The sequence below is a fragment of the Enhydrobacter sp. genome, assembly GCA_025808875.1.
Lineage (GTDB): Bacteria > Pseudomonadota > Alphaproteobacteria > Reyranellales > Reyranellaceae > Reyranella.
In genome coordinates this window covers 5,100,793-5,124,448 of the sequence record CP075528.1, presented here as the reverse complement: position 1 = coordinate 5,124,448, position 23,656 = coordinate 5,100,793, and the positions used below count along the sequence as shown (strand labels likewise).

General features: G+C 66.6%; 22 protein-coding genes. 9 read left to right on the top strand and 13 right to left on the bottom strand.

Annotated elements, in window-relative coordinates; translation table 11 throughout:
- The first annotated feature begins 11 nt into the window (after positions 1-11).
- The 4 genes from KIT25_25365 to KIT25_25350 all read left to right on the top strand — a co-directional run bounded on the left by KIT25_25365 (position 12) and on the right by KIT25_25350 (position 4,716).
- Positions 12-1,280, top strand: coding sequence for an acyl-CoA dehydrogenase family protein (locus KIT25_25365; GenBank protein UYN95294.1), 1,269 nt, complete (start codon positions 12-14; stop codon positions 1,278-1,280).
- A gap of 50 nt (positions 1,281-1,330) precedes the next feature.
- Positions 1,331-1,969: an imidazoleglycerol-phosphate dehydratase HisB gene (hisB, locus tag KIT25_25360; GenBank protein ID UYN95293.1), complete on the top strand. Its 639-nt coding sequence runs from the start codon at positions 1,331-1,333 to the stop codon at positions 1,967-1,969.
- 23 nt (positions 1,970-1,992) lie between these two features.
- Positions 1,993-2,634: an imidazole glycerol phosphate synthase subunit HisH gene (gene hisH / locus KIT25_25355; protein UYN95292.1), complete on the top strand. Its 642-nt coding sequence runs from the start codon at positions 1,993-1,995 to the stop codon at positions 2,632-2,634.
- Between the two features lie 183 nt (positions 2,635-2,817).
- The gene (locus KIT25_25350) at positions 2,818-4,716 is read left to right on the top strand and encodes an ABC transporter substrate-binding protein (protein ID UYN95291.1); all 1,899 of its coding nucleotides are present in this window, start codon (positions 2,818-2,820) and stop codon (positions 4,714-4,716) included.
- A gap of 46 nt (positions 4,717-4,762) precedes the next feature.
- Here the strand turns inward: KIT25_25350 and KIT25_25345 are convergent, their stop codons facing one another.
- From KIT25_25345 to KIT25_25330, 4 genes are all read right to left on the bottom strand, one after another.
- On the bottom strand, positions 4,763-5,134 hold the full coding sequence (locus KIT25_25345) for a hypothetical protein (protein UYN95290.1): 372 nt from the start codon (positions 5,132-5,134) through the stop codon (positions 4,763-4,765).
- A gap of 120 nt (positions 5,135-5,254) precedes the next feature.
- Positions 5,255-6,136: a TauD/TfdA family dioxygenase gene (locus KIT25_25340; GenBank protein UYN95289.1), complete on the bottom strand. Its 882-nt coding sequence runs from the start codon at positions 6,134-6,136 to the stop codon at positions 5,255-5,257.
- Positions 6,137-6,279: 143 nt separating this feature from the next.
- Positions 6,280-7,557 carry an OprD family outer membrane porin gene (locus KIT25_25335; GenBank protein ID UYN95288.1) on the bottom strand — a complete coding sequence of 426 codons (1,278 nt, stop codon included), beginning with the start codon at positions 7,555-7,557 and terminating at the stop codon, positions 6,280-6,282.
- 140 nt (positions 7,558-7,697) lie between these two features.
- Positions 7,698-8,234 carry a hypothetical protein gene (locus KIT25_25330; protein ID UYN95287.1) on the bottom strand — a complete coding sequence of 179 codons (537 nt, stop codon included), beginning with the start codon at positions 8,232-8,234 and terminating at the stop codon, positions 7,698-7,700.
- Between the two features lie 514 nt (positions 8,235-8,748).
- On the opposite strand from KIT25_25330, the gene KIT25_25325 reads away from it, so the two are divergent.
- Positions 8,749-9,216, top strand: coding sequence for a hypothetical protein (locus KIT25_25325; GenBank protein UYN95286.1), 468 nt, complete (start codon positions 8,749-8,751; stop codon positions 9,214-9,216).
- Positions 9,217-9,430: 214 nt separating this feature from the next.
- Here KIT25_25325 and KIT25_25320 read toward each other — a convergent pair whose 3' ends face one another.
- Positions 9,431-9,703, bottom strand: a complete 273-nt coding sequence (locus KIT25_25320) for a DUF4242 domain-containing protein (protein ID UYN95285.1) — start codon at positions 9,701-9,703, stop codon at positions 9,431-9,433.
- 48 nt (positions 9,704-9,751) lie between these two features.
- Between KIT25_25320 and KIT25_25315 the strand changes: the two genes are divergently transcribed.
- Complete coding sequence (locus tag KIT25_25315) at positions 9,752-10,783, top strand: AraC family transcriptional regulator (GenBank protein UYN95284.1); 1,032 nt, start codon at positions 9,752-9,754, stop codon at positions 10,781-10,783.
- A gap of 203 nt (positions 10,784-10,986) precedes the next feature.
- Here KIT25_25315 and KIT25_25310 read toward each other — a convergent pair whose 3' ends face one another.
- From KIT25_25310 to KIT25_25285, 6 genes are all read right to left on the bottom strand, one after another.
- Positions 10,987-13,806 (bottom strand): DNA translocase FtsK 4TM domain-containing protein, encoded by a 2,820-nt coding sequence (locus KIT25_25310; GenBank protein ID UYN95283.1) that lies wholly within the window; start codon positions 13,804-13,806, stop codon positions 10,987-10,989.
- 7 nt (positions 13,807-13,813) lie between these two features.
- Entirely contained in the window at positions 13,814-15,019 is a 1,206-nt protein-coding gene (locus KIT25_25305; protein UYN95282.1) for an aminotransferase class I/II-fold pyridoxal phosphate-dependent enzyme, read from the bottom strand.
- Between the two features lie 690 nt (positions 15,020-15,709).
- Positions 15,710-16,939, bottom strand: a complete 1,230-nt coding sequence (locus tag KIT25_25300; GenBank protein UYN98063.1) for an ammonium transporter — start codon at positions 16,937-16,939, stop codon at positions 15,710-15,712.
- Positions 16,940-17,110: 171 nt separating this feature from the next.
- Positions 17,111-17,449, bottom strand: a complete 339-nt coding sequence (locus tag KIT25_25295) for a P-II family nitrogen regulator (protein UYN95281.1) — start codon at positions 17,447-17,449, stop codon at positions 17,111-17,113.
- A gap of 200 nt (positions 17,450-17,649) precedes the next feature.
- Positions 17,650-18,966: an ammonium transporter gene (locus KIT25_25290; protein UYN95280.1), complete on the bottom strand. Its 1,317-nt coding sequence runs from the start codon at positions 18,964-18,966 to the stop codon at positions 17,650-17,652.
- A 37-nt stretch (positions 18,967-19,003) separates the two neighbouring features.
- Entirely contained in the window at positions 19,004-19,342 is a 339-nt protein-coding gene (locus KIT25_25285) for a P-II family nitrogen regulator (GenBank protein UYN95279.1), read from the bottom strand.
- Between the two features lie 182 nt (positions 19,343-19,524).
- Between KIT25_25285 and KIT25_25280 the strand changes: the two genes are divergently transcribed.
- Both KIT25_25280 and KIT25_25275 read left to right on the top strand, forming a co-directional pair.
- Positions 19,525-20,325: a TorF family putative porin gene (locus tag KIT25_25280; protein ID UYN95278.1), complete on the top strand. Its 801-nt coding sequence runs from the start codon at positions 19,525-19,527 to the stop codon at positions 20,323-20,325.
- 43 nt (positions 20,326-20,368) lie between these two features.
- Entirely contained in the window at positions 20,369-21,628 is a 1,260-nt protein-coding gene (locus KIT25_25275; GenBank protein UYN95277.1) for a UbiH/UbiF/VisC/COQ6 family ubiquinone biosynthesis hydroxylase, read from the top strand.
- A gap of 4 nt (positions 21,629-21,632) precedes the next feature.
- Here KIT25_25275 and KIT25_25270 read toward each other — a convergent pair whose 3' ends face one another.
- Positions 21,633-22,043, bottom strand: a complete 411-nt coding sequence (locus KIT25_25270) for a response regulator (protein ID UYN95276.1) — start codon at positions 22,041-22,043, stop codon at positions 21,633-21,635.
- A 115-nt stretch (positions 22,044-22,158) separates the two neighbouring features.
- On the opposite strand from KIT25_25270, the gene KIT25_25265 reads away from it, so the two are divergent.
- A complete protein-coding gene (locus KIT25_25265; GenBank protein UYN95275.1) occupies positions 22,159-22,539 on the top strand; it encodes a response regulator in 381 nt (126 codons plus the stop codon).
- 58 nt (positions 22,540-22,597) lie between these two features.
- Here the strand turns inward: KIT25_25265 and KIT25_25260 are convergent, their stop codons facing one another.
- Positions 22,598-23,566, bottom strand: coding sequence for an OmpA family protein (locus KIT25_25260; GenBank protein UYN95274.1), 969 nt, complete (start codon positions 23,564-23,566; stop codon positions 22,598-22,600).
- Positions 23,567-23,656 lie beyond the last annotated feature (90 nt).

The window sequence follows — 23,656 nt, the reverse complement described above, 5'->3', positions numbered from 1 at the left end:
AAGAGAGAGCCATGAATTTCGACATCCCTGCCGAGATCGCCGCCTATCTGCGCGAGCTCGATGAATTCATCGAGCGCGAGATCCGGCCGCTGGAGCGCGAGAACGACAACGTCCGCTTCTTCGACCATCGCCGCGAGCATGCGCGCACCGACTGGGACAATGACGGCCAGCCGCGCCACGAATGGGAGGAGTTGCTGGCCGAGATGCGCCGCCGCGCCGACAAGGCGGGCCATCTGCGCTTCGCCCTCCCGAAGGAACTCGGCGGCAAGGACGGCTCCAATCTCGCCATGGCGATCATCCGCGAGCATCTCGCGCACAAGGGGCTCGGCCTGCACAACGACCTGCAGAACGAGAGCTCGATCGTCGGCAACTTCCCGGTCGCGCTGCTGCTCCACCGCTTCGGCACAACGGAGCAGAAGGAGCGCTATGTCGAGGGCATGATCACCGGCAGGGAGCGCATCGCCTTCGGCCTCACCGAGCCGCATCACGGCTCCGATGCGACCTTCATGGAGACCACGGCGGTCAAGCAGGGCGGCGACTGGATCATCAACGGCATGAAGCGGTTCAACACCGGCATGCACACCGCCACCGTCGACCTCGTCTTCGCCCGCACCTCGGGCAAGCCGGGTGATGCGCGCGGCATCTCGGCCTTCCTCACGCCGGTGACGTCGCCGGGCTTCAAGGTCGAGTACATGTGGTGGACCTTCAACATGCCCTCAGACCACGCCGAGGTGTCGCTCACCAACGTCAAGGTGCCCGGCTCGGCGATGCTGGGTGAGGAAGGGCGCGGGCTCGACGTGGCGCAGACCTTCGTGCACGAGAACCGCATCCGCCAGGCCGCCTCGAGCCTCGGCGCCGCGCAATACTGCATCGACATGTCGGTCGCCTATGCGCGGAACCGCAAGGTGTTCGGCAAGCCACTGGCCGCCAATCAGGCGATCCAGTTCCCGCTCGCCGAGTTGCACACCGAGGCCGAGATGACGCGCGGCCTGGTGCGCAAGACGGCCTGGCACCTCGACCGCCAGCACCACATGCAGGTCAGCGAATGGGTGGCGATGTCGAACTACCGCGCCAACCGCCTGGTCTGCGACGCCGCCGACCGCGCCATGCAGGTCCATGGCGGCGTCGGCTATTCCCGGCACTTCCCGTTCGAGCACATCTACCGCCACCACCGGCGCTACCGCATCACCGAGGGGTCGGAGGAGATCCAGATCCGCCGCGTCGCCGGCGCGCTGTTCGGCTTCTGGGGCGCGCAGAAGGCCTCGACAGCGCCGACCTGACGCGGCCGGCCGGCCTCGACCCGGGCTCGTGCCTTCTGTATGAAGGCGCCATGCCCGATACGGCCGCATCCTCAGCCCAGCTCACGACCCCCGGCACCGGCGGGCGGCGCGCGTCCGTGGCGCGTCAAACCAAGGAGACGCGCATCGCCGCCGCCATCAACCTCGACGGCACCGGCGCCTACGACATCAAGACCGGCATCGGCTTCCTCGACCACATGCTCGAGCAGCTCAGCCGCCACAGCCTCATCGACATCACGTTGCGTGCCGAGGGCGACCTTCACATCGACTACCACCACACCACCGAGGACACCGGCATCGTGCTGGGCGAGTGCCTGACGAAGGCGCTGGGCGACCGCAAGGGCATCCGCCGCTACGGCAGCGCCAAGATCCCGATGGACGAGACGCTGACCGAGGTGGCGCTCGACGCCTCCAACCGACCCTACCTGATCTGGAAGGTGGATTTCTCCAAGCCGAAGCTCGGCACCATGGATACCGAGCTGTTCAAGGAGTGGTTCCAGGCCTTCGCCCAGCTCGGCGGATTGACCCTGCACGTGTGGAACCAGTACGGCGACAACAACCATCATATCGTCGAGAGCTGCTTCAAGGGGCTTGCCCGCGCGCTGCGCGTCGCGGTCGAGATCGACCCGCGGCAGCAGACGGCGGTGCCCAGCACCAAGGGCGTGCTCTAGGTCCAAGCCCCGCCCCTGACACCATGACCGTCGCCATCGTCGACTACGGCTCGGGCAATCTCCGATCCGCCGCCAAGGCCTTCGAGCGCGCCGCGCGCGAGACGGGCATGAACGAGCGCATCGTCGTGACCTCGAGCCCGCGCGAGGTCGCCGACGCCGACCGCATCGTGCTGCCCGGCGTCGGTGCCTTCGCCGACTGCCGCGCCGGCCTCCACGCCGTCCCGGGCATGGTCGACACCCTGCAGCAGGAGGTGATCGAGCGCGCCAAGCCGTTCCTCGGCATCTGCGTCGGCATGCAGCTGATGGCGACGCGCGGCGTCGAATACGGCATCCACGATGGGCTCGACTGGATCGCCGGCGACGTCGTGCGCATCGAACCGGGGCCGGCGCATCTCAAGATCCCGCACATGGGCTGGAACGAGCTGAAGGATCTCCGGCCGCATGCCCTGCTCGAGGGCATCGCGCCGAACGATCACGCCTATTTCGTGCATTCCTTCCAGCTTGCGGTCGCCACCCCGGGCTCGCTGCTCGCGATCACAGACTATGGCGGGCCCATCACGGCCATCGTCGGCCGGGACAACCTCGCCGGCACGCAGTTCCATCCCGAGAAGAGCCAGGCGACCGGGCTGCGGTTGATCGGCAACTTTCTGCGCTGGAAGCCGTAGAGAACCGTCCTCCGCGCGGCTTTGGCCTTCATCGGCCTTCACCGGATGCGCAACAGGATGTTAGCATCCGCATGGCTTCAGGGGTATCCGGCGCGCGTGATTGGTCCCCAGTGGAGTCGATCGTCCGGCGAAGCCGGCGGCAACGACTGCCGGCAGGCGGGCAAACGGAGGCTGGCAATGAAAATGAAAAGACGTGTCCTGACGCAGGTGCTGGTGATGGGCTTGGTGGGAACGCCGGCCCTCGCGGCAGATCCGCTGCCGACGATGCAGGAGACGCCCAGCCTGGTGGATCGGGTGAAGTCGGGCGCATTGCCGCCGGTCGACAAGCGCATCCCCCGGCAGCCCCTGGTCATCGAGCGGTTCGCCGGCGGCGACGGCCCGGGCAAGCACGGTGGCCAGCTCAACATGCTGATCTCGGGCTCGCGCGACACCCGTCTGATGACGGTCTACAGCTACACACGACTGATCGTCTACACCGACAAGTTCGAGCTGCGGCCCGACATTCTCGAGAGCTTCGAGGCCAGGGAAAATCGCGAGTTCACCCTGAAGCTGCGCGCCGGCCACAAATGGTCGGACGGCCATCCCTTCACCACCGAGGACTTCCGCTTCTACTGGGAGGACATCGCCAACAACAGCGAACTGTCGCCGGCGGGGCCGTCCGTCGAGCTCCTCGTCGACGGCAAGCCGCCCAAGGTCGAGATCATCGATGAGCGGACGATCCGCTACAGCTGGGACAAGCCCAATCCCTATTTCATCGCCAGCCAGTCGCGCGCCGCGCCGCTCTTCCTGTTCCGGCCGGCGCACTACCTCAGGACGCTGCACGGCAAGTACACGCCCGAGGAGGAGATTCTGAAGCTTCACAAGGGCAGCCGCTGGGCCAACGTCTTCCGGCGCCAGGACGTGATGTACGGCAACAGCAATGTCGACATGCCGACGCTCAACCCGTGGGTGCTCACGACGGTGCCGCCGGCCCAGCGCTTCGTCTTCGTGCGCAATCCCTACTATCACCGCATCGACCAGAAGGGACAGCAGCTGCCCTACATCGACGAGGTGATCATGACCGTGGCGGCGGCCAACCTGATCCCCGCCAAGGCGGGCCTCGGCGAGGCCGACCTGCAGCCGCGCTACCTCAACATGCGCGACTACACCTTCCTGCAGACGAGCGCCAAGACGTCGGGCGTCAAGGTTCATCTCTGGGAGTCCGGCTCTGGCTCGCAGATCGCGCTCTACCCCAACCTGACCGCGAGCGACGGGGAATGGCGCAAGCTGATGCGCGACGTCCGGTTTCGCCGCGCGTTGTCGCTGGCGATCGACCGCGAGGAGCTCAACCAAAGCGTCTACCTGGGCCTGGCCAAGCCTTCCAACAACACGGTCATGGAGCGCTCCGAACTGTTCAAGCCCGAGTATGCGACCAAGTGGGCGAGCCACGACCCCAAGCTCGCGGGCAAGCTCCTCGACGAGGCCGGCCTGAACAAGCGCGGCTCCGACGGCATCCGCCTGCTGCCCGACGGTCGGCCGGCCGTCATCATCGTCGAGCATGCAAGCGAGGAGACCGAGGACGCCGATACCCTTCAGCTCATCGGCGAAGCCTGGAAGAAAGTCGGCATCAAGATGCTGACCAAGCCGCAGACTCGCGAGAATTTCCGGCTGAGGGCGTTCTCGGGCGAAGCGATCATGACAGCCTTCGCCGGAGTCGTGACCGCCGTGCCGACGGCGGACACCAGCCCCAAGGAATTCGCGCCGACCATGCAGGGCGGGTTGCAATGGTCGCGCTGGGGCATGTTCACCGAATCCAAGGGCACGAAAGGCGAGCAATGCGACCTGCCGTCGGCCTGCAAGCTGCTGGACTACGTGCACGAATGGGAGACCGCCGTCGACTCCGCGGCACGCCGCAAGGCCTGGGAAAAGATCCTCGCCACCAGCGCCGACGAGGTGTTCAGCATCGGGACGGTGAACGGGATTCGCCAGCCCATCGTCGTCGGACCGAAGATTCGCAACGTTCCCAAGCAGGGGTACCACGCCTGGGATCCGGGCGGGTACATCGGACTCTACCAGCCCGATACGTTCTGGATCAGCCCGTAGGGCCGCCCGTACCGTCGGGGCCTGGAGCTGGATGAGTTTGGGTCGGCTACTTCTTGGTGAGCGGGCCCTCGAAAAGGCAGTAGCCGTCGAGCATGATCGTCGAGGCGCCCTCCTTGAGGGAGCCGACGACGTCCATCCTGTTGCCGCCGCCGACGATGGCCGTCGTCTTGAACTTCATATCGGCACCCAGCGTCGCCTTGAAGTTCCGCTCGGGGCGGCCTTCCTGCTGGAAGCGTCCCTGCACGTCCGTGCCGACGACCGTGACGTCGATGGTCATCTTGTAGCCTGGGCACTTGCCGCTTCCGGGGACGTTCAGGCCATATCCTGTCCAGGTGAAAATAGCCGGCTCGGCCAGCGCCAGCCCGACAGGGAGGAAGGTTGCCAGGGTGGCTGCGGCTACTCTTTTCAGCATCGACATTCCCCCAATAGAACGAAATTCCCACCGGGCATCGCAGTAAGCGCCCAGCGCTCGACCGACTGCGCGCCAAGGCACCGTATCCGCATTGAGCACTGCACGTCCATCCCCTCACGCCGCCCCTCAGAAGGGACGGTCGCCGCGCACCAGCATCCGATAGAGCCGGCGATGCTGGCTGTGATCGTAATCGAAGCCGGCCTTATGCAACGAGGCGCGGTCGTCGATGATCAGCAGGTCGCCCTTCTTGTACTCGTGCGCGTAGCAGAATTGCGGCTGGGTGATCCGGTCGGTCAGATTCTGCAGAAAATCCTGGGTCTCCTCGGGCGACAGACCGGTGACGGTCTCGGTCTTGGCCTTGTGAAACCACACGGCCTTGGTGCCGGTCTCCGGGTGGGTGCGGACCAGGGGATGGATCGTCGGCGGGTTTGTTGACTCGCGTTGGGCCTTCACGATGTCCGGATTGCCGGTCGTCATGCGCGCACTGCTGATCAACGTATTCTCGGTTTTCGCGTCGGCGATCTTGCGTTTCACGTCGTCCGGAAGCGCTTCGTAGGCCGCACGCGCGTTGCAGACCGATGTCGCGCCGCCCCTGTCCGGCACAGCGACCGCATAGAGCATGGTGAACTTGGGCGGCAATTCCTGGTTGGTGTGGTCGGTGTGCCAGGTGGCATTGGCACCGACTTTTGCCGGCTGGCCCTTGCTGTCCAGGTGACGGTTGTCGAGCACGCTGATCAACGGAAACCCGTCGACCAGATAGCGCCGGTTCTGGTCCTCCATCAGCTCGCCGAACAGTTCGCCAGCGGCCTGCAACTGGGCCGGGGTGAGATGCTCCTGGCCGCGAATCACGAGGACCACGTTTTCGACGACAGCGTCGTAGAGCTTCTTGTGCGTCGCGCCGTCGACGGGTTGCGCAAGGTCGATGCCCGTGACGATGGCACCGATGTGCTCCTTGACCTTCTCGATCTTCAGGGTCTGGGTGGGTATCGTCGACGCGCCAGCGCTCATGATCCGGCTCCTCAGGCTTTTGCGTATTCCAGGCGGAAGCCTTCGCCCCAGCGCTTGATATGGCCGACCGAGGGCGAGGGGAAGTGCATCGTGCAGCACAGCGTGTCGGTGTCGCAATAGCGCTCGAGGAAATTCCGGCGCCATCAGTGTCGGCCTCGCCCTTTCCACGTCAGCTCGTAATTCAGGATCAGTCGATATTCGGTGTACGAGTTTACGTATTGCGCGAAGTAGCGATCGATAAAGGCCGCACGACCACGCAGCTGCAGAGGTTGCAGCCATTCGGGCAGGGGGAGCCTGTCTGCCCGGAACTGCAGGTCAAGATTGTATTCCCAGTCCTCGCGAAGGAGCCCGCCAGTACCCGGTATCAATGCATTGTCGCCGTAGGTGGCCGACGCCATGAGGGTGAGGCCAGCAAGGCCGACTGCGGCAAAGTCGTAGCCGGCACCAATCTGCCAGGCGCGTTCGCCGGCACGATCGAAATCGAGCACCTGGCGCTTGTTGTAGCCGATCCAGACGCCGTAGGGCGAACGCCAACGGGCCGCGGTGCCCACTTGCGTGTAGGCCAGCCTCAATGACAGCGGCCCCCAAAGCAAATCCGCCTGCCCGCCCGCCCAGAACGTGCTGAAAGGCTCGCCGGTGAGGAGATTGGCACCAGTGCTGCCTTGTACCGCAACCTGTCCCTGGAGCCTGAGCGTGAGGTCGTCGGTGAGAGCGATGGTTCCACCGGCATCTCCATAGCTCGACCACATGATGTCGGGCACGACATAGGCCGCCGCACGCAGTCGAAGCTTCGAGAGATCGCCGTATTTCAGGCTGCCCAGCAGCATGCCGGCATTGACGTTGGGCGCGCCGGCGACCTCGGCCATGTTCGCGAAACCCGATTCGTCGCGTGGCTTCATGGCGGCAACGTAGCCGGCGAAATAGCTGAAATCGTCGCCGAGCTTGCCACGCAGGGCATAGGCCTCGAAGGTGTTGGGGATCATCCGGTTGTCTCGAGGATTGACCTCGAGCTCGTCGATCCGCTGGCGATACACGGTCGCGACCTGATTGCTCCAGCGCACGGAGGCATAGGCCTCGCCCAAGGAAAAGAAGCCATAGCCACCGCGCTTCAGAAGCCTCGTTCCGTCGGAGGTCTCGTAAGGGCCGCGCGGTGCCCAAATCGGCTGCGTCGTATACCCCACCGCCCCGAGCTGAAGTACATCGTAGAACCAGCCGCTCTGCAGGCCTACCCATCCACCTCCCGCCATGCTGGCAAAATGAGGCATGGTCGGGCGGCGCCGATCGAAAAGGTAGCTGCGTAGATGCAGGGTTGCGGCGGCGTCGTCGTGCAGGAAACGCTTCAACTCGAGCGCCAGGCTCTGCCCTGCCGCCGGCTGGCCCAGGCAGACCCCCAATGCCGTAGCCACCAGAAGCCATCTCATATTGGTGCCCCCCTTGGCCCCTCTCGGACGGCAACTACACGCTTGGCAACGGCGTCGGAACCGCGGCCGAGCTCCCAATCGCATGTCAGGACCCGCGCCAGGCAACAGAGGTTTCTATGAGGGTAATACCGGCAGGTTTTCTAGGTCACGGGCTCGACGGCGCCGTTGAGCTCCATGATGCCCAACTCGACAACGAGCTTGGGATGGCGCTTCAGCGTCTCGACACGATACTGGTGCAAGACCTCAGTGTGCATCCTGGTCTCGAAGGCCCGATCGCTCTTGATGCGGTCGCCGTAGGCGACGGCGGCGGCGCCGCAGTCGCGATGCGTGATGGCGACCACGCGCTTGACGTTGTGGAGCTGGACGGAAATCTGGAGGTTGTCCCAGAAGGCCTTGTGCCAGTCCTTGAAGGCCGGCGCGACGACGCCGATGGGGCCGCCTGCGATGCTGAACTGGCTGTAGAGGTTCTGCCAGCCGCGGCTTGCCATGTAGGCCCAGGCGTTGGTGGTGAAGCGCGGATCCATGCACTTCAGCAGCATGGCCTCGTAGCCTTTGTTGACGGCAAGCGCCGGTTGCGCTGCCGCGACAGCGGCTACCCCCAATCCCAGACCAAACAAGCTCCTGCGACCGAGTATGGCGAGACAGCCGCAATCCTGAGTGTGAACGTGCGATTTCATTTGACGGTTACTCCCCTTGTTGTGCCACGCCGCGCTTGTCGTTGTGATTCACATAGCGGGCGATCTATCGGACTCGTGTCTCCCCCGCGGTCAGCAGTGCACCCGCGAAAGACAGTGAAAGAGCGCGAATCCGAAGCCCCTACTCATTTTGCCGGCGTTCGAGCGGCGCGCCAAGAAATTTGCAGCATGCCTCAACGTCCGCCTGCAATAGGCAGGCACGCCGTTCAGTCTCTGCGTTCATTGAGCTTGGCTTGGTCCGACGGCACTGGGCGATGATCGGACTCTTGTCCGCCGGCCAACAAGAGTCCTGCGCCGATAGGCATCGACTCTCGCGAGAAGCTGCGCGACATCGCCGAGCGGTTCTGCAAGGAAATGCTGGTGAGCCGGGCCGAGGCGGAGGGTAGCCACGCCATTTTCCAGCGCATACGACATGCCACTCGCCTGACAGCGTTTGAGACTACGTAATTGGTCGGGGAACTTCCCGCGCCGGAGGCTGTAGACTCATCGTTCGACGATGAGATCGCGCGACCTCACCCTCGCCCTGTTCGCCGCCCTGATGTCGACGGCCCTCGCCTTGGCGCCGGCACTCGCCCATCTGCTCGAGCTGCCCAACAAGATCAGCCTGCCGCGTACAGACTACTTCACCGTCCAGCAGATCTACCGCGGCTGGAGCATGCTCGGCTGGCTTCTGCTGGTCGAGCTCGTCTCGATCGTCGCAGTCATCGTGCTGGCGCGGGGCGAGCGTCCGCTGCGGATCGCCGGGATCGTCGCCCTCTTCGGCCTGCTCGCCGCCCAGGCGCTGTTCTGGACCTTCACCTGGCCTGCCAATCAGGCGACGGCGAACTGGACGCAGCAGCCCGAGAACTGGGAGCTGCTGCGTCGGCAGTGGGAGTATTCGCATGCCGGCGGCGCATTGTTGCAACTCGCGACCCTGACGGCGCTGATCATCGGGGTGCTGGGCCGGCCACGATCCATGCCTTGATCCGGTCCACCGTCTGCCGCTCGATGCCGTTGCAACCATGATGGGAGAAATCCTCGCAGTATCGTCGCCGATGACGAGGCGCCTATGACCAGGCCAACGGCCAACGGATGCCGCCGTCCCCGTCCGAGCCATGCTTCCGGACCGTGCATGGCTCGGCCGTCAAGGAGGCGTCAGCGGCGGATTTCTCCCTACCGGCACGAGCCGGAAGCCGCGATCACTCGGCGGTCGCCGGCTCGATGACGTTGCGCACCTGAGAGATGCGATTGGCAGGGAAGCCGGACTGCGTGGCGTGATCGCGAATCATCGCCTCGCTCTCGGCGAGATAGACGCAGTAGATCCTGTCGTCGGTGACATAGCTGTGAATCCACTGGATCCCGGAACCGAGCTTGCCCAGCACGGCGCACGACTTCTGCGACGCGGCCTTGAGGTCGGCCGGGCCGGATTTGCCGACGCCCGGCATGTCGCGTTCGATGACGAATTTGGGCATGATGTTCCTCCTTGGTTGATGGCGACAGCATCGGCGGAGCCGCTTCAGATGACCATGATCCAGACGCCGAGAGATGTGACCGAGACGCCGCCGATAGCGCCAGACCCGACGGAGCTGCTGTCGGACGTGCTCGCGCGGATCCGGCTTTCCGGGGCCATCTTCCTGCGTGGCGAGTATTCGGCGCCGTGGGCATTCGATTCACCCGAGTCACGCGATCTGATCCAGCTCCTCGCGCCCGACGCCCAGCGCCTCATCCTGTTCCACATCATGCGACGGGGACGTGCCTGGGCCAGCGCGAATGGGCAACGGGTGGAGGTGAAGGCGGGGGACCTCGTGGTGCTGCCCCACGCCCACCGCCATCTGATGGGCAGCATGACACCCGTGAGGCCGATTCCGATCGCGGAGCTGCTGCCACCGCCGCCGTGGGAGGGAGTGCCGGTCTGCCGCTTCGATGGCGGCGGCGAGGATACCGAAGTCGTCTGCGGCTATCTTCGGTGCGAGGAGCCTCTCTTCAATTCCTTCCTGCGCCAATTGCCCCCCATCTTCCGCGTGAGACCGCCCCTCGGCCCGACGACGGAATGGATCCAGGCCTGCATCAACTACGCGCTCGACGAGCGCAGGCATTCGCGCCAGGGCGGCGCGGCGCTCCTGGCCCGACTGCCCGAACTGATGTTCACCGAAGCGCTGCGTCTGCACTACGAGGAGTCTCCTCCCGATACCGGCTGGCTTGCGGCCATCAACGACCCGGTCGTCGGGCGGGCGCTGGCGCTGCTGCACACGGAGCCGGCGCGCAAATGGACCGTCGAGAGCCTGGCCCGGCGCGCCGCGACCTCCCGATCGGTGCTCGACGAGCGCTTCCGGACCCTGCTGGGGCAGCCACCCATTCGCTACCTGGCCGAATGGCGCATGCAGCTCGCGGCCGACCTGCTCCGGACGACGCGGCTGAAGCTCGACGCCGTCGCCGAGAAGGCGGGCTACGGCTCCGAGCAGGCGTTCAGCCGGGCTTTCCAGCGCCATGTCGGGCGCTCGCCCGCGGACTGGCGCGAAGCGGCTGCTACGCCGTCGAGCGGGGCGGATTGAGGCCGGGGAAGGGCGGACGACAGGCACGGTGCTTGCTCCCGCCCTTCGTGACGGTCGCTTAGGCCGCTTTCGTCGCTATCGCGACGAAAGGGCGATGCGCCCTCCTCGTCAGGATGAGGCGATATCGAGAATGGCCTCCGCGGGTCGGGTAACCCCGACCCCTGTGTCGCGCGTCTTCACAACGCAGAAGATGACAATGGGCGCTACCGCGCCCGATCATCGATGTCGCGGGCGAGCACCTCGCGCTTGCCGACGTGGTTGGCCTGCGAGACGACGCCCTCGCGCTCCATGCGCTCGACGATGCGGGCAGCGCGGTTGTAGCCGATCTGCAGGTAGCGCTGGATGAAGGAGGTGCTGCACTTGCGCTCGCGCGCCACCAGGGCCACGGCCTGGTCGTAGAGCTGATCGCTCTCGCTGTCCTCGCCGTCGCCTGGCAGTCCGGCGCCGCCCTCCTCGCCGTCCGGATCGTCGGTCACCGACTCGATGTAGGCCGGCTGGCCCTGGGCGCGCAGATGGCGCACCACCTCCTCGACCTCGGTGTCGGAGACGAACGGGCCGTGGACGCGGGCGATCTTGCCGCCGCCCGCCATGTAGAGCATGTCGCCCTGGCCGAGGAGCTGCTCGCCGCCCTGCTCGCCGAGGATGGTGCGGCTGTCGATCTTCGACGTCACCTGGAAGGAGATGCGGGTCGGGAAGTTGGCCTTGATGGTGCCGGTGATGACGTCGACCGACGGCCGCTGCGTCGCCATCACGACGTGGATGCCGGCGGCGCGCGCCATCTGGGCGAGCCGCTGCACGGCCGCCTCGATCTCCTTGCCGGCGACCAGCATCAGGTCGGCCATCTCGTCGATGATGACGACAATGAAGGGCAGCGGTGTGGTGTCGATCTCCTCGTCCTCGAAGACCGGCCGGCGGGTCTCTGGATCGATGCCGGTCTGCACCTTGCGGGTGAGCGGCACGCCCTTCTTGTGCGACTCGGCGAGCTTCTCGTTGTAGCCGGCGATATTGCGCACGCCGACCGAGCTCATGGCGCGGTAGCGATCCTCCATCTCGCGCACCACCCACTTCAGCGCCACGATCGCCTTGCGCGGCTCGGTGACGACGGGGGTCAGCAGGTGCGGGATGTCCTGGTAGACGCTGAGCTCCAGCATCTTGGGATCGATCATGATGAAGCGGCAGCGATCCGGAGGCAGCCTGTAGAGAAGCGACAGGATCATGGTGTTGACCGCCACCGACTTGCCCGACCCCGTGGTGCCGCCGATCAGCAGGTGCGGCATGCGCGCGAGGTCGGCGATGACGGGATCGCCGCCGATGTCCTTGCCGAGTGCCAGCGGCAGGTTGAGGCGATTGTCCTCGTAATGCCGGGTCGACAGCAACTCGCGCAGGAATACCGTCTCGCGCCGCGCGTTGGGCAGCTCGATGCCGATCACGTTGCGGCCCGGCACGGTGGCGACGCGCGCCGACACCGCGCTCATCGAACGGGCGATGTCGTCGGCCAGCCCGATGACGCGGCTCGACTTGGTCCCCGGCGCGGGCTCGAGCTCGTAGAGGGTGACGACCGGGCCCGGCCGCACCTTCACGATCTGACCCTTGACGCCGAAATCGTCGAGCACGGTTTCGAGCAGGCGTGCGTTCTGCTCGAGCGCCTCCTCGTCGATCTTGGTCTCGGTGCTGACCCGCGACGGCAGGGCGAGGATGTCGAGCGGCGGCAGCCGGTATTCGCCGACCCCGAGATCGAGCTCGCGCTGGCCGGCCCTGGCCGCCCGCTTGCCCTGCGCGGCACCCTGCTTGCGCGGGATGATTTTGGGTCCGGCGGCCGGCGTCTCCGGCGATGCCTCGTCGATGTCCAGCAAGTCGGGCGTGAAGGGATTGTCGTCGGCCTCTTCGATCTCCCCGGCAGGCGCCTCGGTCGCGAGATCCGGCGATGCCTCCGGCTCCTGCCCGTCGAGCGTCGGGAGGGACGGCGACGGCGTGGAGAGGGGCTCGGGCCCGTCGCCGGCAGGCGACGGCGCGGAGGGACGGAGGCGCCCGAGGATGGGTTCGATGCGCGTGCCGGCGAGTCGATCGAACAGAGTGCGCTCGCGGATCGAGTCGGGCGGCGGCATCGGCGGCAGCGCCGGCTCGAGCGGCACGGGCGCATCGGGAATTTCCGGCGCCGGTCGCTCGATCGGCGCGTGCGGGGCGTCGACGAGCAGCGAATCGCGCGGCGGCAGCGGGGCGCCTTCGTCCGGGATTTCACCGAGGCGCGCCTCGAAGCGAGAGGGATCGTACTGGCTGGCATCGATCTCGCCGGGAATCTCGGCGTAGCCGATCGGCGGGGCCGGAGGCTCGGATTCCTCGTTCGCCCCCTGCGGCCGGCCGCGCCACAGGGAAACGCCGGCCTGGAACAGCCACAGGCTCCACAGGAACGGCGCGCGCAAGATGCGGAAGATCAGCGGCAGATCCGTGCGGTTCATACCGAGCGCCGGCGCCATGGCGATGAGGGAGAGCGCGACCGCCGCCGGCTCGATCAACGCCAGGCCGCCGCCGCTCGAGTGCGTGAGCAGCACATCGCGGAAGTAGCCGATCAGGGCGAGGCCGACCAATCCGCCGGCCCCGGCGTGCGTGGCGGCACCGCCGACGTCGCCCATGCCCACGCAACCCACGCTCATCAGCAGCAGGGCGAGCAGCAGCAACGACAGCCGCAACCCGAAGAAGCCCAAATGGTGCGTGCGCACCATGCGCACGCCCCAGGTGATGAAGGCGACGGGAACCAGGATGATCGCCAGCCCGAAGGTCTGCAGCAGGACGTCGGCGGCATAGGCGCCCGGCAGGCCCATCAGATTGTGCGGCGCGCTGCCGGTGGCGTGGTTGAGCGACGGGTCGGCCGGATTGTAGGTGAAGACCGCCATCAGCATCAGCACGCCGAGCGCCGCGACGGCCGCGCCCACCAGCTCCATCGCGCGGCGGCGCAGGAAGTCGCGCCCGCCCTCCGGCAGGATCGCCGTCTTGTGGGAAGAGAGATCGTTGCCGATCAGAGCCACGGCCGCCTCACAGCACCTCGGCGAGGCGACTCAGCCCCTCGCGCGTCGTCTTCTCGTCATGCACCAGCGCGACGCGGATGTAGCGATGCGCGGTGTTGACGCCGTTCGTCTCGCGGCAGGCATAGGCGCCAGGCAGCACCTTGACGTGCGCCTTGCCCCACAGCCGGCGCGTGGCCTCCTCGCCGTCGCCGACATCGAGCCACAGGAAGAAGCCGCCGCCCGGCGTGTAGTAACCGAACCGGTTGTGCAGGATCTGCTCGGCGACGCGGAAGTTGCGGCGATACCATTCGCGCGTCTCGAGCGGGTGCGTCTCCTCGCGCCACAGCGCCGCCGACGCCTTCTGGACGGCGATGGGGATCTGCGGGCCGCCATAGGTGCGCCAGCGCAAGATCATGGCGACCAGCCTGGGATCGCCCGCCACGAAGCCCGAGCGCAGGCCGGCCGCGTTGGAGCGCTTGCTGAGCGAGTGGAAGACGGTGAGGTTACGGAACGGGTCGGTGCCGCCCGTCTCGTCGATCTCGAGCGCCGCCTGCAGCGCGCCCGGCGGGGGCTCGGCGTTGTAGATTTCGGCGTAGCACTCGTCGATCGCCAGCACGACGTCGTGGCGACGGCACAGGCGCAGCAGGTTCTTCAGGTACTCCCTGTTCGCAATGGCGCCCTGCGGGTTGGCGGGCGAACAGAGATAGGCGACGGTCATGCGCTTCCACAGCGATTCGTCGAGGGAATCGTAGTCGGGCAGGAAGCCGGTCGAGGCTTCGGCGTTGACCAGCAACGGCTCGGCGCCGGACAGAACCGCACCGCCGAGGTAGGCTTGATAGAAGGGATTGGGCAGGGCGACGATCGGCTTCGCGCCAGCCTTCCGTTGCGGCGTCGCCACCGTCGAGATGATGTAGACGCCTTCCTTGCTGCCCGCCGTGGGATGAACGTGACGATTGGGATCGAGCAGCCCGGGCGGCAGCCGGTAGCGCCGCGTCAGCCATTCGCAGATCGCCAGATTGAGATCGGGCAGGCCCTGGTTGGGCGGATAGCGGTTCCAGCCGTCGACCTCGTCGGCCACGATCTTGCGGGCAAAGGCCGGCATGGCGCCCTGCGGCTCGCCGACCGACATGTTGATCGGCGACAGGTGCTGCGGCGGCGTGATCGGCGCCAGAAGAGTGTTCAGCCGCGCAAACGGAAAATCGGTCAGCGTCTCGGTGAGGCGCGGATTGAACATCGGTACCTTCCAATGGGCCGCCCCGAAATGCGCCCGAGGCGACCGGGCAACACGCCGTACCGGGCGAGAGGGATCGGCCGGATCGACTTGACGTGCATTCTATGAAATAAAATTATCAATAACAACAATGAATTAGAGCGCTTTCTTCAAGTTCTAGCGCCGATTTTTCAGGACAGCGCTAACCCTAGCGAAGGCCGGGCATGAAACGCGACAAGCGGGGTGAGACAGCAAAACCCCAAGGGGTGCAGTCCACTCCGACCCCCGTCGCGGAAATCGCGGAAATCGCGGAAATCGATCTCGGAAACCTCGGAAACCTCGCAAACCTCCGGCGGGGTGTCACCGGACAACCGACGTCGCGGGCACCCGCCCGAGATGCCTTCAGGGTGGTGTGCTTACTCTCTGCCGGAATGCGTTGCGCAAACTGCGGGAACTGCGGAAACCTCCTGTCACGTATCGGGAGGGCGGGTCGGCGGGCGATTGGCGAAACAGAACGTCGATACGGGAAATCCCGCGCGGCCCTCGCGGCCGGGTGTGGTCATGGTGCTCATGCACGCATTTTACCTCGACGCGCCCTTGAGGACCTAATCGGGTCGATGGATTCCGTCCGATGCCGATGGCGTCTGCATCGGAAGGCGATTCGACCCCCCGATTCCGGCGCCGGCCGCGAATCTGACTCTCTTCCGTGCCCCGCTACTGCACGCGCTCGCCGTGCAGGGCGGTGTCGAGACCTTCGGTTTCCTCGTCGCGGGTGACGCGCAGGCCGACCATGGCGTCGACGATCTTGAGGATCACCCAGGTCGCGACGGCGCAGAACACCGTGACGATCAGGACGGCGTAGATCTGGACGATGACCTGGCCGGCATTGCCATCGACCAGGCCGACGGCCTGGCCCTTGTTGACGTCGTTGATGACCTGGGTGGCGAAGACGCCGACCAGGATCGTGCCGATGATGCCGCCCACGCCATGGACGCCGAAGACATCGAGCGAATCGTCGTAGCCCAGCTTGTTCTTCAGGATGACCGAGGCCCAGTAGCAGACCGCGCCGGCGGCGATGCCGATGACCAGCGCCGCCCACGGCTCGACATAGCCGGCCGCGGGCGTGATGGTGCCGAGGCCGGCGATGGAGCCGGTCAGCATGCCCAGCACGGAGGGCTTGCCGCGGCTCGCCCATTCGATGGCCATCCAGACCAGCGCCGCCGTCGCCGCCGAGATGTGGGTGTTGAGCATGGCGCTGCCGGCCAGTTCGCCCGAGGACAGCGCGGAGCCGGCGTTGAAGCCGAACCAGCCGACCCAGAGCAGCGACGTGCCGATCAGGGTGAGCACGAGATTGTGCGGCGCCAGGTAGTCCTGGCCGTAGCCCAGCCGCCGGCCGAGCACGTAGGCGCACACCAGGGCGGCGACGCCGGCATTCAGGTGGACGACGAGGCCGCCGGCGAAATCGAGCACGCCCCACGAGCCGAGGAAGCCGCCGCCCCACACCCAGTGCGCCACCGGCACGTAGACGAACAGCAGCCACAGCGCCATGAACCACATCATCGCCGAGAACTTCATGCGCTCGGCAAAGGCGCCGGCGATGATGGCCGGCGTGATGATGGCGAAGGTCGCCTGGTACATCAGGAACACGTTCTCCGGCACGGTCCTGGCGAGATCGTGGGTCGAGCCGAGGAGCCCCGCGCCGAAGACCCGCGACAGGCCGCCGATCGCGCCGTCGAGGGCGCCGCCTGACGTGAAGGCCAGCGAATAGCCGACGACGAACCACATCACCGTGACCAGCGCGGCGACCGCGAAGGTCTGCACCGCGGTCGCCAGCACGTTCTTCTTGCGCACCATGCCGCAATAGAAGAGTGCGAGGCCGGGGATGCTCATCATCAGCACGAGCACCGTGGCCATCAGCAGCCATGCCGTGTCGCCTGTGTCGATCCTGGGAGCATCGGCGGCGAAGGCGCCGCGACAAAGCACGGTGGCGAGCGCCACCAGCGCGCCCGTGCGCGCGACCGTCCTGAGCATCCGTATCCCCGTGTCGTTCTTGTCGTTGTCCTGACGTCGCTTTGCGCGATCTGCGGGTATTTGTACGTCCGATGCCTGTGGAAGTTAAAGCGCGTTGGAGCCGGTTTCGCCGGTGCGGATGCGGACCGCCTGCTCGATCGGGGTGACGAAGATCTTGCCGTCGCCGATCTTGCCGGTGTGGGCGGCCTTCTGGATGGCCTCCACGGCGCGCTCGACCTGGCCGTCGTCGACCACGATCTCGATCTTCACCTTGGGCAGGAAACTCACCAGGTATTCGGCGCCGCGATAGATCTCGGTCTGGCCCTTCTGCCGGCCGAAGCCCTTGACCTCGCTCACCGTCAGGCCGGAGACGCCGATGCCGGTCAGCGCGTCGCGCACCTCGTCGAGCTTGAAGGGCTTGATGATCGCGGACACCAGTTTCATGCGTCGTCTCCTGCCGGCTGGGGCGTGACGACAGAGTGGCGCGCGCTGCGTTTCAGGTCAAACCCCGAGCGCGCCCGACGCAATTCCCGGCGCAAAAGAAGCGGCCCGACGGAGGACCGTCGGGCCGAGGCGCAACTGCCGCGACACGGCAGCGGCAGTCGAAGAACCGGAGGGAGGAGTCCGGTCCGGGGTCGAGACGGTCAGTGCACCGTCTCACCATGCAGGTTGATGTCGAGACCCTCGATCTCCTCCTCGGTGGTGACGCGCAGCCCGATCAGGGCATCGACGACCTTGAGGATGATGAAGGTGGCGATGGCGCACCAGGCGATGCAGACCAGCGATCCCCAGAGCTGGATCAGGATCTGGCCGGCGTTGCCGTCGATCAGGCCCTTCTTGCCCTCGCCGCCGATCGCCTCCATCGCGAACACACCCGTCAGGATGGCGCCGACGAAGCCGCCCACGCCGTGCACGCCGAACACGTCGAGCGAATCGTCGTAGCCCAGCGCCTTCTTCAGGCTGGTCGCCGCCCAGAAGCAGGCCACGCCCGCGACCAGGCCGATGACCAGCGCGCCGAAGGGATTGACGAAACCGGAGGCCGGGGTGATGGCGACCAGGCCGGCGACGGCGCCGGAGATAATGCCGAGTACCGACGGCTTGCCGCGCGTCATCCACTCCGCGAACATCCAGGCGAGCGCCGCCGCGGCGGTGGCGACCTGCGTCACCGCCATCGCCATGCCGGCGTTGGCGCTGGCGCCGACCGCCGAACCGGCGTTGAAGCCGAACCAGCCGACCCACAGCAACGCGGCGCCGATCACCGAGTAGACGAGGTTGTGTGGCGCCATGTTCTCGGTGCCGTAGCCCTTGCGCTTGCCGATCACCAGCGCGCAGACCAGCGCGGCGACGCCGGAGTTGATGTGCACCACGGTGCCGCCGGCGAAGTCGAGCACGCCCCAGTCGCCGAGGAACCCGCCGCCCCACACCCAGTGGGCGATCGGCGCGTAGACCACCAGCAGCCAGATGCCGACGAACCACATCATCGCCGAGAACTTCATGCGCTCGGCGAAGGCGCCGGCGATCAGCGCCGGGGTGATGATGGCGAAGGTCATCTGGAAGGTCATGAAGACCGATTCCGGAATGGTGGCGGCCAGCTCGTGCGTGGCGTCGAGCGCCATGCCGCTCAGGAAGACACGGCTCAGTCCACCCAGGATCTTGCTGCCCTCGGTGAGCGCGAGACTGTAGCCCACGACCATCCAGAGGATGGTGACGAGGCAGGTCACGGCGAAGCTCTGCATGACCGTGGCCAGCACGTTCTTCTTGCGCACCATGCCGCCGTAGAACAGCGCGATGCCGGGGATGGTCATCAGCAGCACCAGCGCCGTCGACGTCAGCATCCAGGCGGTGTCGCCGGTGTCGAGCTTCGGCGCCTCGGCGGCGGCTTGCGCCATCGCCAGCGCCGGCATGAGCAGGGTGCCGACCGCCCCGAGGCCGGTCACCAGTGAGCGAACTATGCGTGTCATCGTCTTCCCTCGAGTTTCTGTTGAAGTGTCGGCCGGACTACAACGCTTCGGTGCCGGACTCGCCGGTGCGGATGCGGATGGCCTGCTCGATCGGGAAGACGAAGATCTTGCCGTCGCCGATCTTGCCGCTGTTGGCCGCCTTGCGAATGGTCTCGACGGCGCGCTCGACCAGCCCGTCGTCGACGACCACCTCGATCTTGATCTTGGGCAGGAAGCTCACCGCGTACTCGGCGCCGCGATAGATCTCGGTCTGGCCCTTCTGCCGGCCGAAGCCCTTGACCTCGCTGACCGTCAATCCCTGGATGCCGAGCGCGGTCAAGGCGTCGCGCACGTCCTCCAGTTTGAACGGCTTGAAAATAGCCATCACCATCTTCATCCCGGTTCTCCCTCCACCGACGGCCACGCGCCGCCCCGATATGCTCGCCCCCTCGCGAGCAAAGGGCATGCCAAGAGCGCGAAACGGGCGACGGCCGGCGCCCGGGCGGGTCGGCGGACTCTGGCATGTCTCTTGCGGCCAACCCGGCACGGACAATCAACAAAGACGCGGGGATGACAAAAATGCTCAACAAAGTTGCCGCCACGTGCGTAACGGTGGCCACTATCTGTGCAGCGACGGTCGCGGGCGCACAGGAAGCGGAGACCTGGAACGGTCCGTTCGGCGGGACCTTCACCGCCGGCATCGCGGTGACCAACGACTACTCCTATCGCGGCATCTCGCAGACCCAGCGCCAATGGGCGGTGCAGCCGACCTTCATCTACGAGACCGCCACGGTCGCGGAGAGCGTGCCGATCAGCGCCTATGGCGGCTTCTGGGCGAGCAACGTGAGCTTCACCGGCGGCACCAATGTGTACGCCGAGGTCGACATCCTCGCCGGCCTGCGCGCCAAGGCACTCGACGGCAAGTTGACCGGCGACCTCGGCTACATCCGCTACAGCTATCTCGGCTCGGACGCCGCGCCGCTGTTCATGGACTTCAACGAGTTCGGCCTGGTGGTAGGCTACGATTTCGGCGTCGTCGCGCTGTCGGGCGCGGTGCGCTACAGCCCGAACTTCTTCGGCGACTCCGGACGCGCCTGGTACAAGTGGGCGCAGGCGACGGTGCCGCTGCCCTTCATCGACTTCAACGAGAACATCTCGTTCAAGGTATTCGGCACCCTGGCCAGCCAGTACGTCGAGAAAAACGCGAACTACGGCATCCCGAACAACGACTACTGGGACTGGTCGCTCGGCCTCACGGTCACGGTCTACGGCTTCGACCTGTCGATCGCCTACGTCGACACCAACATCGACGTGCCCGGCTGCCTCAACACTTACAATTGCGAAGCGCGGGCCATCTTTACCGTCAGCAAGACCTTCTGAGCGGCCCATTGCGGCACCGTCGACCGGCTGCCATGTATGAGACATGGACAGCCGGTTCGACATCGCCATCGTCGGCGCGGGCCTGAACGGCAGCCTGCTGGCGCTGGCCGCCGGCGAGGCGGGATTGCGAACGGCGCTGATCGACCGCGTGCCGCTGCGGTCGATGACCGACGCGGGCTTCGACGGCCGCACGACGGCGATCGCCTACACCAGCCAGCGCCTGTTCGAGGCGCTCGGCATATGGCGCGACGTTGCCGGCGAGGCCGAACCGATCCTCGACATTCGCATCTCCGATGCCGGCCACGACGGCAAGCCCAGCCCGCTCTTTCTGCATTTCGACCATCGCGAGGCGGCCGAGGACGATCGGCCGGCGCAGCCCATGGGCTGGATCGTCGAGAACCGCTTCCTGCGCGCGGCGATGCTGCGCCGGCTCGCGGACTCGGCCAACGTCGAGCTGGTGGCGCCCGAGGAAGTGGTCGAGACGCAGCGCGACCAGCATCGCGCCGGGATCGTGCTGAAGAGCGGCCGTCGTCTCGCCGCACGGTTGGTCGCCTCCGCCGAGGGCCGCTTCGGCACGGCCCGCGAGGAGGCCGGCATCGGCACCAGCGCGGCGTGGTCGTACGGGCAAATCGCCATCGTGCTGGTGGCGCGCCACGAGCGGCCGCATCGCGGTGTCGCGCACGAGAAGTTCCTTCCCGGCGGGCCGTTCGCCATCCTGCCGATGACGGACGAGCCCGGCCCCGGACACCGTTCGTCGATCGTGTGGACGGAACGGGCGGAAACCGCGCGCCGCCTGCTCGAGCTCGATGCGGCCCGCTTTCAGGCGGAGTTCGCGCGGCGCTTCGGCGACTTTCTCGGGCGTGTCGAGCCCGTCGGGCCGCGCTGGTGGCATCCGCTGCACCTGATGCATGCCGAGCGCTATGTCGAGCAGCGGCTGGTCCTGGTGGGCGACGCCGCGCACGGCATCCATCCCATCGCGGGCCAGGGCTACAATCTCGGCGTGCGCGACGTCGCCGCGCTGGTGGAGGTGCTGGTCGAGGCCCGGCGACTTGGACTCGACATCGGCGCCGCCGACGTGCTCGAGCGTTACGCCCGCTGGCGCCGCACCGACAATCTCTCGATGGTCGCCGGCACCGACCTGCTGGTGCGGCTGTTCTCGAACGACATCGCGCCGCTGCGCCTGCTGCGCGATGTGGGCATCGCCGCCGTCAACCGCGTGCCGCCGCTGCGCCGCTTCTTCGTGCGCCATGCCATGGGAATGGTCGGCGACCTGCCCAGGTTGATGCGCGGGCAGCGGCCGTAGCCGGCTATTCGAGGAGACGCTCGATCAGGCGCACCAGCTCGGCGTGGTCGTAGGGTTTGGCGACGAAGATCGAGCTGCCGTTGCTGGCGCGGCGTCCGCCCGAGGTGGTGATGACCTTGATGGACGGATGGGCCTGCAGGATCCATCGTGCCAGGCCGTTGCCATCCATCGCGCCCGGCATGTTGATGTCGGAGAAGACGAGATCGACCCGCTCGCCGGCGCCGATCAACCGAACCGCCTCGTCGGTCGTCCCGGCCTCGACGACGACGAAGCCCGAATCCCGCAAATGGAGGGACACGGCGTAGCGAACCATCACCTCGTGCTCGACGACGAGGATCACGGCCGAGCGCCTGCGCCGCGGCTCGACCTGGGACTCGCGCTTTCGTTCGCTGGTCACGCCTGGCGTACCCTTCACTCGGCGGAACTCATCCCCACGACGCGGCACCGCCGGTCATTAACAGGTCGGCGGCGTCAAAGTTCCCCCGTCGACGATATCGCAACGTTCGCGGCCGGTCTTCCGTTCTTGCGCGATGAACGCCCGAGCCGCGCCGCCCGCGATCCTGGTGGTCGAGAGCAATGCCGTCGTCCGCGCGGCCATCGGGGCCTACCTGCGAGACTGCGGCCTGACGGTCGTGGAGGCGATCGACGGGCGCGAGGCGAGGACGATCGCTTCCTCCGGCATGGCGATCGACGTCGCCTTCATCGACCTCGCCCCACCGGGCGAACTGCAGGGGTTCGAACTCGCCCACTGGCTGCGGCGCCACCGTCCCGACGTGAAGATCGTCCTGACGTCCGGCATCTCGAAGACGGCGCGCGAGGCCCACGAACTCTGCGGCGAGGGATCGGCGCTCAACGCCCCCTTCTCGCCGCGCGAGCTCGAGCAGAAGATCCGCTGGTTGCTGGCGCAATAGGGAACGGCCGGGGTGTCGGCCCGGCCGTTCCTCGTCGACGATGGACGATGTCCTCGCCTTACTGGATGACGATCTCGACGCGCCGGTTCTGTGGCTCGCGCACCCCGTCGGCGGTTTGCACCAGGGGCTGCGCCTCACCGCGGCCGACGACGGAGATGTCGGTGGCCGGCACGCCCTCGCGCACCAGCACGTCCTTGACCGCGTTGGCGCGGCGCAGGGACAGCGCCATGTTGTAGCTGTCCGGTCCCGACTTGTCGGTGTGGCCGGTGGCGACGATGCGGGCGTTGCCGCGCGAGCGGAACGACTGCACCGCCTGACGGATGGTGTTCATGGCCTGCGGCGTGATGTCGGCGCGATCCCAGTCGAAGAAGACCATGAAGGACGGCGCCTGCGGCTGGGCCGGGGCGGGCGCCGGCGCGGCCGGCACGGGCGCGCGCTCGCCGAACTTGTAGGTCAGCCCGAGCATCACGCTGATGTTGTCGTTGGAGTACTGGCCGGGGTTGGTGGTGGCGTAGTAGCGGCCGTCGAGGTTGACGCGGAAGTTCTGGTCGACGTTCCAGCCGAGGCCGAGGATGCCCTGGTAGGCGAACTGCGTGCTGCACATGCTGCAACCCGGAGACAGCGACGGATCGACGAAGGCGATACCGGCGCCGGCGCCGACATAGGGCGTGATCATGCCGCCCGGCGCGAAGTCGTAGAGCAGGTTGGCCATGGCGGAGATCTGATGGATCCTGCCGCTGGTATAGGCGGTGCCGCCGGGGAAATTGACGAAGCCGCGGCCGTTGTTCTCGCGGTACATGCCTTCCAGCTCGATGCGCGGGCCGACGAAGTCGTAGCCCATGACGCCGCCGATCGCCCAGCCCATGTCCATGTCGTAGCTGCCGTTGTTCAACAGCCAGTTCAGGCCGCCCTGTGGCCCGAGGTAGAAGCCGGGCGAGGACTGGCCCGATTCGAACCAGGAAGATTGTGCCTGGGCCGTGACCGGCAGCAGTGCGAGCGCAGCGACCGCCGCGATGGCTTTCCTCATTCGTGTTCTCCTGTCCGCTAGGGTTGCCAACGGGGAACGGAGGGCCGGCGGGAGGCGTTGCCGTGCGGGGCGGGAGATGGCCGATTTGTG